This is a genomic window from Glaciecola punicea (genome assembly GCF_001756615.1).
Taxonomy (GTDB): domain Bacteria; phylum Pseudomonadota; class Gammaproteobacteria; order Enterobacterales; family Alteromonadaceae; genus Glaciecola; species Glaciecola punicea.
Genome location: NZ_LZXY01000003.1, coordinates 321152 through 333209 on the forward strand (window position 1 = coordinate 321152; position 12058 = coordinate 333209).

Here is a 12058-nt window from a genome sequence, read left to right on the forward strand (position 1 = left end):
TATAATTCTTACTAACAAAAAATAATAATAGAAAAATAAACTATATGCTTTATCTGTGCAACAGGCTTTGTTTGAAAATGTAATTAGCGTAGCGGCAGTAATGTTGTATTTGGCAGTATTTACGACGTGCTCACGGTGTAAATTAGGCATGCTTGTTGAGCACAAAGGTTTCAAATTCATTCGCCGTTAAGGGTTTAGAAAATAAATAACCCTGACCATAGTCGCAGTTTATACTGAGTAATAAATCACGCTGCTTTTGCGTTTCTATACCTTCGGCAATAACTTCTAAGCCTAATCGGTGCGCCAACACTATCATGGCTTCGCACAGGACCATGTTGTCTGAGTCGAGCGTTAAGTTCTCAATAAAAGATTGGTCAATCTTTAAATAGTGGATATGAAATTTTTGTAAGTAGGCCAGTGAAGAGTAGCCTGTGCCAAAATCATCCAGCGATATTTCAATGCCGGCAGCATCAAACGCGTCGAGCTGCGCTGTGGTATGGCTGCTCATTTCCATTAACAAGCCTTCGGTTATTTCTATGGCAATACTTTGAGGGTCTAAATTAATGTTGTCTAAGTGGCTAAGCCAGTTTTTATGGTAGGTTCGATCGCTTTTAAACTGTGCAGGCGACACATTAATGCTGGTCTGAAAGTTTGGGTCAAGGGTATTTCTCCATACGGCTGTTTGCAGCGAGGCTTGCTCAAATACCCAATTACCGATGCTAGCAATGAGTCCATACTCTTCACAGATTGGAATGAAGTCTATCGGGGGAATATTGCCTAATTCTGGATGCTCCCAGCGCAGCAGTGATTCAGCTTTATGTACTTTCCCAGACGCTAAGTTAATAATTGGCTGATAAGCTACCCAAAACTCAGATTTTGCAAGGGCGTTTCTGAGTTCTTTATTTAAGCTTAATTTTTTTTGTACTTTCTCTTCCATCGATTTAGTGAAATAGCGCAGGCAGTTTCTGCCGTCAGTTTTAGCCGCGTACATGGCCTGGTCAGCATTTTTTATTAAGGACTCTGTATCAGTGCCATCTTTTGGGTAAATAACAATTCCAATGCTGGCCGAAATATGGCCCACATTGTCACCTAGGTTAAAAGGTGCACTTAAGCTATCTAGAATTCTTTGTGCGAGTATCTTGGTACTGTCAATATTAACAATTTCACCTATAATAACCGTAAATTCGTCGCCGCCGAGCCGCGATACGGTATCGCTGCGACAAATACAGGCTTGTAGCCTTTTGGCCGCTTCGATTAACAGGCTATCGCCCATTTGATGACCCAAAGAGTCGTTAATATCTTTAAACTGGTCTAAATCGATGGAGAACAGCGCAAACTCACCCCCCTTAGTCTCAGCGTTTAGTAGCGAGTGTGAAAGGCGTTCTTGAAAAAGGCGTCTGTTGGGTAAGCCGGTTAAAGTATCGAAGTTAGCCTGTTTTGCGCTGATGTCGGCGGCTCGTTTTCTTTCAGTAATATCGGTTAGTAGGCCAACGCGCTTTGATACACTATTATCGCTGTTGTAAATAGTACAAATGGTAAGCCAGCCAATATAGGGCTCACCATTTTTATTTAAATTGCATATTTCGCCCTCCCACTGATCCTTGGCGTTTAAGTCTTGCCACAAATCCTTATAAAACTGATCGTCATGCACGCGTGAGCGCAGTATTGAATAAGGTTGGCCTAAGGCTTCTTCACTTGTATAACCTGTTATTCGGGTGAAGGAGCGATTAACCAAAATGAGAATGTTGTGAGCATCAAAGACCATAATGGCTTCATTTATCAAATCGTAAACGATCGCCGCAAGATGGAGTTTTTCCTCTGCGTTTTTGTGTTTGTTTGAGGCTGCTTGGGTGGTGGCTTTGGTTTGAATTTCATTCATCTTAGCATTTGCCAGTTCTTGCAGCCTTTTTTTGACTTGATCAGAATGTTCGTTTCTAGCCATTCTTAAAATCTCTTATTACATCAATATATTTAAGGGAGTGCATAGAAAATAATAACCTTGCATGATTTTAATGCTCTAACCTTCATTATGCATCTCTTACACTATATTATATGAAATATTTAGTGTTATGCGTTAATATATACAACGTTATACACATCCTATTTATTCACAATATCTGCAAATTGCTTTACGCAAGCTAAAGGAAATGGACCTAAGTAGTATTGTTTATTACGCCATACAATTCTATAGTATGCGCAACTAATCAAAATACAAAGAACAAGACATGCCAATTGATAAACCGCGTAAATATTCACAAAAAATTGTAGACGGTGCTGCTCAAGCACCCAGCCGCTCGATGTTAAGAGCCGTTGGCTTTACCGATGACGACTTCAAAAAGTCTCAGGTAGGTATCGCCTCCACATGGTCAATGGTGACGCCCTGCAATATGCACATTAACAAGCTTGCAGAAGAAGTAGGCAAAGGCGTTGATAGCGCCGGTGCAAAGAGCGTCATTTATAACACCATTACCATATCTGACGGTATTTCAATGGGCACCGAAGGCATGAAATATTCGTTAGTGTCACGCGAGGTCATTTGTGACTCCATAGAAGCGGTCTCTGCCGGCATGGGGCACGACGGTATTATTGCTATTGGCGGCTGTGACAAGAATATGCCTGGCTGTTTAATGGGCTTGGCGCGCTTAAATCGCCCTTCTATTTTTGTTTACGGCGGTACTATCTTGCCGGGCGAAAATCACACTGACATAGTCTCTGTTTTCGAAGCCGTTGGCAGTTATGCCGCCGGCGATATCCCCATTACACAATTAGAGCACATTGAAAAAACGGCGATACCTGGCGCAGGCTCATGTGGGGGTATGTACACCGCTAATACACTGGCCTCAGCTATCGAAGCCTTAGGCATGAGCATGCCCAATAGCTCTGCGCAAAATGCCGTTTCACAAAATAAAAAGCAAGACTGCCTAGACGCCGGTAAAGCGATTGTGCACTTGTTGGAACACGATATTAAACCGTCTGATATTATGACCAAAAAAGCGTTTGAAAATGCCATAACGCTCATTATTACCCTAGGCGGGTCGACCAACGCGGTGCTGCATTTAATTGCCATGGCTGATGCAATAGGCGTTGAAGTTACTTTAGATGATTTTGTTCGAATTGGTGATAAAACCCCAGTAATTGCCGACCTACGCCCTAGTGGTCAATACTTAATGTCTGAATTAATCGAAATTGGCGGCATTCAGCCGCTTATGAAACGTCTGTTAGACGCGGGCATGTTACACGGCGAATGCATGACGGTAACGGGCAAAACCATGGCTGAAAACTTAGCCGGTGTGGCTGACTACCCAGAAGGGCAAAAGATAATTTTACCTTTTGATAAAGCGATTAAAAAAGACAGCCACTTAGTCATACTCAATGGTAATTTAGCCCCCGAGGGCGCGGTATCCAAAATTACGGGAAAAGAGGGCTTACGTTTTACGGGTAACGCGAAAGTCTATGATTCAGAAGAGCAGGGCTTTGCCGCCATTATCGATGGCCAAGTAGTGGCAGGTGACGTCGTCGTCATTCGCTACGAAGGGCCACGCGGTGGACCCGGCATGCGCGAAATGCTGAGCCCTACCTCGGCCATCATGGGGAAAGGCTTAGGCAACGACGTTGCGCTTATTACCGACGGTCGTTTTTCAGGCGGCAGCAGAGGCTTTGTGGTAGGTCACATTACGCCTGAAGCTTTTGAGGGCGGTCCAATAGGGCTTGTGCAAAATGGTGACAGTATTACCATTGATGCGCAAACGCGGGAAATGACCTTACACGTTAGCGACGAAGAAATGGCAAAAAGAAAGGTAAAATGGCAGCAGCCTGCCGCCAAATATACACGTGGTTTGCTTGCAAAGTATGCTAGAACGGTAAGCTCAGCCTCTACGGGCGCAGTTACCGACAAGCCCGATTAAGGAATACTGTTAAACGCCATGGAAACGATTTTACAAATAATAAGTGACTACGGCGTACTCAGCTATGCAATTTTATTCCTTTACTGTGCTTTAAAAAGCGGCGCGCTGCCCCTTTTTGCGGGCATTGCCGCTCATTTAGGCGCTTTAGACATAGTGATTGTTGGCGCTGCGGTAATTATGGGTGGGTATTTGGGCGATGAACTGCGTTTTTACCTTGGCCGAAAATATGGTGTTCAAAATCTATGGGCTAACAAGCATTATCAAAAATCGGTGCACACTGCAAGGCTGCTGCTTAACCGCTACGGTAAAGCCTACATTTTTTTATACCGCTATCCTAAAGGTATGCGCACTATTGGCGCTTTGCCAGTTGCACTAACCGACATGCCTTGGCAGGTGTTTACGGGACTTAATTTTGCCTCAGCGCTTACTTGGGCTTTTGCGCTAGTAGGTACCGGCTACTTATTTGGCGCCGCGCTTGACTATTATGTTGGCGACAATTGGGGCGTGTTTAGCGTCGCTTTACTCGGAATATTTTTCTTGCTGACTTATATTGCCTATCGGCATATCAATGTGGTCGCGCGCGAAGAGCTAGATAAAGAAAAACGGTCCCTAGACAAACCTTAATACTTAAGGTTTGTCTAATATTTCCTCAGACTCTGGGTGCATTGGCAGTACATTTTGTGAGGTACGCACCATTGCTACAAACTCACTTTCATGATCCTCTGGTATTTCGACAATTTTCGAGCGCATTAAGTGAATAAGTAGCAGACCACTAAATATGACAAGTACAATCGCATAATAAATGGGTAATGCAGCTGCACCCATATACTCAAGGGCAAACCCGGCTATGGCAGGCCCTATAAAAGAGCCCAGTCCATAAATCATCAATAGGCAGCTAGAGCCGGCCACCAAATGATCTTTATGTATTCTGTCGACCAAGTGGACAACCGATATGGGATAAACGGCGATAATTAAGCCGCAAAATAGTGCTGAAAATAGGGTTATTAATCCGCGCTCTTGGGCAAAGTACAGCGCGCTATAAGACATTGCCACCGCAAATACCGCACCAAACACAAACGAAAACAAAATGACGCGCCTGCGATCCATATAGTCAGACCACAAACCCACAGGGTACTGTATGAGTGCACCGCCTAAAATTGACAGAGATATAAACGCCGCTAGTTCTTTATTGGTGTAGCCAAGTTCGGTTATAAATAGTGGCGTTAAGCCCCAAAAAGGGCCTAAAACTAAGCCTGATACAAAACAGCCTAATGCTGCAACTGGCGCTGCATCAACCACTTTTTTAATGCTCATAGAGGGCATGTCAATGGCGATATTAGGCTGCTGCAGGCGGGTCCAAGAAACAGGCATAATAGCGGCGGTTACCAGTAAGCTGGCAATGATGAATAACATATAGCCGGTGGCGTTATCAAGCAGTAAAAGCTGCTGCGAAGCGGCCACAGCCACGAAGTTCACCAGTGTATATAAAGAAAATACGCGGCTACGATATTCGTCTTGGGTTTGGCCGTTAAGCCAGCTTTCTAGTACGGTATAAATAGCAAAAATGGCAAAACCAGTGAGAAAGCGAATAAATAGCCATGTTATTGGCGCTACATGCACGACATACGCTAATGTAGAGCAAGCGAGCAAGGCTGTGCAAAATGTAAAGCACCGAATATGCCCCATTCGCTTTATAAGGGTCGATGCCATTAAGGTAGCCGCAAAAGCCCCCAAAAAATAAACGGAGGTTAACAGGCCTAAAAACTTACCTGAGAAGCCCTCTTCGACACCTCTTAGTATAAGCAAGGTACTTAACAAGCTGTTGCCAAGTAGCAGTAAAAAGATGCTTACAAACAAAGCCATTATAGAAACAAGTATTGAACGCACGAAAAAGCCTAGAAGAGAGTCGTTAGGACGAATTTTGCGCAGTATAACGCAAAGATGGTGTAATTAGAAAGCAGCAATGGGCTTATTATTAAATAGCATACTGCCAGTGCATTGGGTCATTTTTAGCATTGTTAGTAATGACAAGGTTTATGTTGTTGGTCAATATTATAAATGCTTGATAACACCTGCCGGTACACCTGCAACAACAGTGTTGGCGGGCACGTCTTTATTGACAACCGCACCTGCGGCAATAACGGCGTTGTCGCCAATGGTGATGCCATCGAGAATTTTTGCGCCCATGCCAATCCAGACATTATTTCCTACACTAATAGGGTGCGCAGTTTCAATGCCCTTATTACGCTTAAGATGATCTAGCGGGTGAGTTGCGGTTGATATAAGCACCCCCGGTGCAATCATCACGTTATCGCCAAAAGTAACTTTTGCTGCGTCGAGAATAACGAGGCCGTGATTGGCATAAAACTGTTTGCCAACTGATATGTTGTAGCCGTAGTCGCAAAAAAAAGGCGGTTCAATCCATGCACCCGCGCCCGCTTCAAACAGAGTCTTTATAATTGCTCGGCTAGCCTTGCGCTTGTCAATGGCACTTGCGTTAAACTGCTGACAAAGCTGCTTGGCACGCTCACGATCTTGATGAAGCTGTTTGTCGCTAGAGAAGTACTCTAGGCCCTGAACCATTTTTTGTTTCTCACTAAGAGAGGTCATGCTCATAAACCTTTTGCTGAAGCGTTGCTTTTTATGCCTTGATTTTACCGTTAAATACAGTGCAAACGAGGTGTCAGGCGTAAGTTAGTGTACAGCGCTTGAACAAAATACGGTTCAGATTCAAGCGCTTATTTCACTCAAAGTTAGTATCTTGCGCCTAGCTTAACGGAATTTGTACGCTTGTAGCGACAATTTCATACACAATACCGGGTCTTATTGCGGCTGACTCGGTTTGTAGGTCGTCGGTAAAATGCGCGGCTTGTTGCTGGCTCATCTCTTTTTGAATCAATTCTCCCGCTAGCAGCACTGTTTTACCGCTGCTGTCGGTGGGAATGAAAAAGCCGTAGTCTTTGAACGAAACGCGTAAAACATGTTCATCTTGCTGAGCAATAAAAAAGCAGCCTTTCTTTTGACACACCTTTGCAATTTTCGTCTCTACTTGAAAGGGTTTGCCTAGGTGCTTGCTCGAATCATTAGCTAATTCAGCGATGGTAACTTTTTCAAGTGACGTGTTTAGCGCTTGCCCGAAGGTTTCGCTTATGGCATTTTTTACGACAGGCTCTGATAAGCGAAGTGTATCGCTAAGAGCAAAGCTGTGGCTGCTTATTAAGGCGCTTAATATAATGCTACAGGATATTAATTTTTTCATATTTACTGTGTGATGCCATGCGACGCTAACATAAATGCGAATTCTTCCGCATTATCACGCAATCGCCCATAGCGACCGCTGTTCGCAAAATGACCCGCGCCCATGTTAATGCGCATAATCAATAAATTGTCATCGGTTTTTAATTCGCGCATTCTTGCCGTCCATTTAGCGGGTTCCCAGTAGGTTACACGCGGGTCATTTAAACCGCCGGTGACTAGCATGGGCGGATAATCAACGCGGGCAATGTTGTCGTAGGGCGAGTATGCTTGAATAAGATCAAAGGCAGCTGTGTCTTCAATGGGGTTACCCCATTCACTCCACTCTGGCGGAGTGAGCGGCAAATTTGCATCAAGCATCGTGTTTAGCACGTCAACGAAGGGCACACCCAGGGTGACTGAACGCCATAGTGTGGGCGCTTGTATTGTCACAGCGCCCATTAGTTTACCGCCTGCACTGCGTCCAGAAATGCTGATATTTCCCGCTTGGACATAGTTTTGAGACACTAAGTAATTAGCCACATCTACAAAGTCGTTGAAGGTATTGTTGCGCTGAGTCAACTTACCATCTAAATACCACTGATGGCCTAACATGTCGCTGCCGCGCACATGGGCTATGGCGTATGAAAAACCGCGATCAAGCAGACTAAGGCGCGTGCTAGAAAAACTAGGCCTTATGGTCATCCCGTAGGCGCCATATCCATATAAATGCATAGGCTGAGAGCCATCTTTTTTGAAGTCTTTGTGATACACGATGGTAACTGGCACTAGCACGCCGTCGCGAGCAGGGGCCATAAGTCGTTCAGTGACATACTGTGACTTATCGTAACCTGAGGGAATTTCTTGCACCTTTTTAATGACTAATTTTTTATCTGCTAGATAATAGTCAAAAACAGTGCTTGGTGTAATCATTGAATCATAGTTTATACGAATAAAGTCCTGATTAAACTCTGGGTTCATGCCGTTAGATACCGCAAAGACAGATTCAGGAAAAACAATATCGTGTGAGTTGTCTGCATAATCAGAAATAGTAAAGCGCTCAATGCCGTTTTCTCTAGAGACAATAGACATAAAGTTCTTAAACAACTGCATGCCGATAAAGTAGCGTTCATCCGAGCCTGCAATAAGCGTTTCCCAGTTTGCATAAGCAGGGTTGTTGTCAGCCACTTTTGCTAGTCTTGAATTGACGTGGGTGTCGTTTGCGACAATATAGAAATAGCCGTTAGCATGATCAATACTGGCGATAAACGCCTGTTCTCTAGACACTAACAACACCGGCTTTGCACTGAGGTTGTTAGCGGGTAGGACATATACTTCGCTAATTTCACTTTGCCCACTGCCCAGTAACAAAAACTCATTTGAGCTAGTCATATTAAAATTCATGAAATAGCTGTCGTCTTTTTCACTTAACAGCGCAATATCATCTTGCTGGCTAGTGCCTAATGTATGCAGGTTAATACTGGTTGTAAACCAGCGGTCTTTGTCAAGCTGACCGTATACGAGTGACTGACTGTCGGCGCTAAAGCTTATTTCTCCGCTGGTATCGCTTAACTGGTCAGCCAGTAATTTACCGGTGTTTAGGTCTTTAATGACTATCGTGTAGCGCTCATCGCCGTTGGTATTGTAAGAATATGCGAGGTATTGATTATTGGGGCTTATTTCCCAATCGCCCATGCTGAAATAATCATAGGGCTTGGCTAGTTCAGTTACATTTAAGAATATTTTATCGCCGCTGTTGGCGTCACTATTACTGTTATTATCAGAATTTAAAGTAGTGTCGTTACTTGCTGTGTCTAACTTACGACGAGTATAAGTGCGATACTCTCCACCTTCGTTAAAAAATGATGTGTATTCGTAACCGTTTTCAATCCATGGTAGTGAACTTTCTTGGTCGTTAGTACGGCCCTTAAATTCTTCAAACAAGGTGTCTACTAAAGGTGTTTTAGGCGCAATAAAGGCATTGAAATACGCGTTTTCTTCATTCAAATAATCGATAATGGCGCTGTCGTTTACCTCTGGATAGTCTGCGTCTTTTAACCAGTTGTAATGATCACTAATGGTCTTGCCATGATGCGTTGCTGTAAACGGAATTTTATTGGCAACGGGGGCGACGATGCTGAGCGTTTTGAGTGTAGGTTCTTGGATTGTTTTTTCAGGCATTGTAGACTCTTGAGAAGGTGAACAAGCCGTTAGTATCGAAATACTTAACACCGACATTATGGGCAACATTAAACGGTGAAGCATGGTTTTTCCTTATTACAATAACAGCTTGATGTAAGCCACAGAACGCCATGACTCGAGAATAGAAATCTTATCAAAAATACCATTAGTGGGCCGTCATAACAAGATAATCAAGTGCTTGTGGCATTATTGACGAACAGCTTAGGTTTTGCTTTATGTCGTGGGAGTATTGGGCAAGGTAATACTTTTACGCAATTTGCCTATTTATTTTACTAATGTGCGCGTAACAGGCACACTCTAGGTATATGTTAATTGTAAACGTGCGCAACGGGCAAAAAAGGAAGTCGCAGTGAAATACATTGTACTAGCATTAATTTACGCCTATGTCGCGTTCATGGCGTGGTCGGCGTTTGGGTGGTTAGGTATTGCTTATGTAGGGATAGTGCCTCTTCCGTTTTTCTTTTTTAGCTATTTGATGCGAAGGCGACAGCAAATGGGCAACATAGATCCACATCAGCCTTTAACAATTTGGTCGTCGCCCATTCCTTATTTTTCAATTATTTTTGTGGCACTCATTGTGTTTAATTTTGTGGTGTTTTAAACCTACCTTCAGTCCACATTTTCAACTATTGCTTTGCCCCGGCCGCGAGCTTCTGAGGCCGCTTCAAGCCCATTACCTCTGTTCACGATAATGTGTAGATCACCAAACTGGCTGGTTTTGCTGGTGTATCCCATCGCTTCTAAAGCTTGCATAGTCTCTTTAGGCATTGCTTCATGATACCAAATTTCATCTTTAGGCAGTAACTGATGATGAAATCTAGGCGAATCAACCACGCTTTGCACCGGCATTGAAAACTCTAAGGCGTTTAGAATACTTAAATACACCGAAGACAATATTGTGGTGCCGCCCGGCGAACCTGTCACCATCGCAATATTTCCGTCTTTTAGCACAATGGTTGGTGTCATGCTGCTGAGCATTCTTTTGAAGGGTTGAATTTCATTGGCGACGCCGCCTACAGCACCAAAAAAGTTCGGCACGCCGCGCTTTACACTAAAGTCGTCCATTTCATCGTTGAGTAAAAAGCCTGCGCCTGCTACCACCATGCCACTGCCAAAGCCTAAATTAATAGTGGTGGTATTAGACACCGCGTTGCCGTGCTTATCGACAATTGAGAAATGTGTGGTTTGTTCGCTTTGCGCTAAGCCCGGACGAATGGCGCTGGTATCTGAAATCGCGTTAATGTTAATGGAACTGGCGCGCTTGGCGATATACTCCGGTGCTAGCAGCTCGGTTTTGGGTACTTCAAAAAAGTCGGGATCGCCCAAATACTCAGCGCGATCGGCAAACACGCGCTTACCCGCTTCGGCTAAAATATGAACGTATAAAGGGCTATTGTGGGCAATAGTTTGATTCGGCACGCGCGCTTTAACCGCGTCGTACATTTGTAGCCACTGGGCCACCGCTATACCGCCTGAGCTTGGAGGAGCCGCGCTTATTACTTTATATTCACGCCATTGACTAATAATGGGTGCACGCCATTTAGACTCATACTGCACTAAATCGCTGCGTGAAATAAGGCCGCCATGTTGTTGCATAAACTGTTCAATTAACAAAGCGGTTTCGCCTTTGTAAAAACCGTCTTCCCCTAATGTTTGAATGCGCGATAAGGTAGCTGCGAGTTCTGGCTGTACAAACAATTTTCCGGCTTTGGCAGACGCAAAATAGTCGGCAAAATTCACGCTTATATTTTGTTCTTGTAAATATTCAATGTATTGGGCAATGCTATCGGCGAGCATTTTAGGCATAACAAAGCCGTCTTTTGCAAGCGCCACCGCCGGTGCGAGTAACTGCTCCCATGGCATAGAGCCATATTTTTTATGTAAGGCCCACATGCCCGACACTGAGCCAGGCACGCCCGACGCTAACACACCGTAGATAGACTGATTGGTGTTTACCTCGCCGTCTTTGTTTAAGTACATATCGCGATGGGCGTTTTGTGGGGCGACTTCGCGGTAGTCTAAAAAGTCGTTTGCTCCTTCATAATGAATAACCATGAAGCCACCGCCGCCAATGTTACCGGCTTCAGGCAATGTGACGGCTAAGCTGAAGTGGGCTGCAATAGCAGCGTCAACCGCGTTGCCGCCGTTATTTAACACATCCATTGCTACGCTTGCTGCAAAACTGTCGGGCATAGCGACCGCCTGCTGGGCCTGTTTTTTTTGTTTTTCGGGAGGTGTTGATGATACGTTTTGTGTGTTACAGCCGGCAAGGCTGATAAAAAAAGCGGTCATTAAGAAGGGGAAAATTAAGCGATATTGGTTAGTGGATTTCATTAATTACTCAGTTGATTTTATACGATAAGCACACGGGAAATTTTTATAAACGGCTAATGACAGTGTGATAGCTTGGATGATTCCCCACTTTACACAACATTGGCGTTTGATTCGATATCTTTGTGTTTAATGCTTTATACCGTTGGCGTAATGAAGTTTTGTATTTGAAGCTTAGCCATTGGTAGGCGCGGTAACACAAACGGGAAATGGCGTTATGGAAGATGGCGATATGCTGCATAAGTCAGGCGCAGTAACGCCCTCTCGTAACGACACTTGTTTATGCGGCAGTGGCAAAAAATTTAAGCGTTGTTGCCTAGCGTAATTGCTGTAAGGTATATATATTCTGGCGCCTTGAGTAAGTAATTGTGCTTTACCTTTTACGA

At 44.1% G+C, this 12058-nt stretch carries 10 protein-coding genes; 4 read left to right on the forward strand and 6 right to left on the reverse strand.

Annotation, left to right across the window (positions count from 1 at the left end; genetic code table 11):
* Positions 1-142 precede the first annotated feature (142 nt).
* Positions 143-1942, reverse strand: a complete 1800-nt coding sequence (locus BAE46_RS05570; protein WP_070111931.1) for a putative bifunctional diguanylate cyclase/phosphodiesterase — start codon at positions 1940-1942, stop codon at positions 143-145.
* Between the two features lie 283 nt (positions 1943-2225).
* Here BAE46_RS05570 and ilvD point away from each other — a divergent pair, with 283 nt between their 5' ends.
* Both ilvD and BAE46_RS05580 read left to right on the forward strand, forming a co-directional pair.
* On the forward strand, positions 2226-3905 hold the full coding sequence (ilvD, locus tag BAE46_RS05575) for a dihydroxy-acid dehydratase (RefSeq protein ID WP_006004572.1): 1680 nt from the start codon (positions 2226-2228) through the stop codon (positions 3903-3905).
* Positions 3906-3923: 18 nt separating this feature from the next.
* Positions 3924-4529: a DedA family protein gene (locus BAE46_RS05580; RefSeq protein ID WP_006004576.1), complete on the forward strand. Its 606-nt coding sequence runs from the start codon at positions 3924-3926 to the stop codon at positions 4527-4529.
* Between the two features lie 3 nt (positions 4530-4532).
* Here the strand turns inward: BAE46_RS05580 and BAE46_RS05585 are convergent, their stop codons facing one another.
* The 4 genes from BAE46_RS05585 to BAE46_RS05600 form a co-directional block, all read right to left on the reverse strand.
* The gene (locus BAE46_RS05585; protein WP_006004577.1) at positions 4533-5792 is read right to left on the reverse strand and encodes an MFS transporter; all 1260 of its coding nucleotides are present in this window, start codon (positions 5790-5792) and stop codon (positions 4533-4535) included.
* 165 nt (positions 5793-5957) lie between these two features.
* On the reverse strand, positions 5958-6515 hold the full coding sequence (locus tag BAE46_RS05590; protein WP_006004580.1) for a sugar O-acetyltransferase: 558 nt from the start codon (positions 6513-6515) through the stop codon (positions 5958-5960).
* A 157-nt stretch (positions 6516-6672) separates the two neighbouring features.
* On the reverse strand, positions 6673-7164 hold the full coding sequence (locus BAE46_RS05595; protein ID WP_006004582.1) for a DUF4920 domain-containing protein: 492 nt from the start codon (positions 7162-7164) through the stop codon (positions 6673-6675).
* Between the two features lie 2 nt (positions 7165-7166).
* Positions 7167-9404: a S9 family peptidase gene (locus BAE46_RS05600; protein WP_070111932.1), complete on the reverse strand. Its 2238-nt coding sequence runs from the start codon at positions 9402-9404 to the stop codon at positions 7167-7169.
* Between the two features lie 286 nt (positions 9405-9690).
* Here BAE46_RS05600 and BAE46_RS05605 point away from each other — a divergent pair, with 286 nt between their 5' ends.
* A complete protein-coding gene (locus BAE46_RS05605; RefSeq protein WP_006004586.1) occupies positions 9691-9942 on the forward strand; it encodes a hypothetical protein in 252 nt (83 codons plus the stop codon).
* Between the two features lie 8 nt (positions 9943-9950).
* Here BAE46_RS05605 and ggt read toward each other — a convergent pair whose 3' ends face one another.
* A complete protein-coding gene (gene ggt / locus BAE46_RS05610) occupies positions 9951-11534 on the reverse strand; it encodes a gamma-glutamyltransferase (RefSeq protein WP_244884989.1) in 1584 nt (527 codons plus the stop codon).
* A gap of 370 nt (positions 11535-11904) precedes the next feature.
* Between ggt and BAE46_RS15205 the strand changes: the two genes are divergently transcribed.
* Positions 11905-11997 carry an SEC-C metal-binding domain-containing protein gene (locus BAE46_RS15205; RefSeq protein ID WP_369403273.1) on the forward strand — a complete coding sequence of 31 codons (93 nt, stop codon included), beginning with the start codon at positions 11905-11907 and terminating at the stop codon, positions 11995-11997.
* Positions 11998-12058: the final 61 nt, after the last annotated feature.

What these genes read in the sequence shown, in the direction of transcription:
- BAE46_RS05570 (WP_070111931.1), bottom strand. Translation starts at nt 1,942, where the DNA reads ATGGCTAGAAACGAACATTCTGATCAAGTCAAAAAAAGGCTGCAAGAA.
- ilvD (WP_006004572.1), top strand. Translation starts at nt 2,226, where the DNA reads ATGCCAATTGATAAACCGCGTAAATATTCACAAAAAATTGTAGACGGT.
- BAE46_RS05580 (WP_006004576.1), top strand. Translation starts at nt 3,924, where the DNA reads ATGGAAACGATTTTACAAATAATAAGTGACTACGGCGTACTCAGCTAT.
- BAE46_RS05590 (WP_006004580.1), bottom strand. Translation starts at nt 6,515, where the DNA reads ATGACCTCTCTTAGTGAGAAACAAAAAATGGTTCAGGGCCTAGAGTAC.
- BAE46_RS05595 (WP_006004582.1), bottom strand. Translation starts at nt 7,164, where the DNA reads ATGAAAAAATTAATATCCTGTAGCATTATATTAAGCGCCTTAATAAGC.
- BAE46_RS05600 (WP_070111932.1), bottom strand. Translation starts at nt 9,404, where the DNA reads ATGCTTCACCGTTTAATGTTGCCCATAATGTCGGTGTTAAGTATTTCG.
- ggt (WP_244884989.1), bottom strand. Translation starts at nt 11,534, where the DNA reads ATGCCCGACAGTTTTGCAGCAAGCGTAGCAATGGATGTGTTAAATAAC.
- BAE46_RS15205 (WP_369403273.1), top strand. Translation starts at nt 11,905, where the DNA reads ATGCTGCATAAGTCAGGCGCAGTAACGCCCTCTCGTAACGACACTTGT.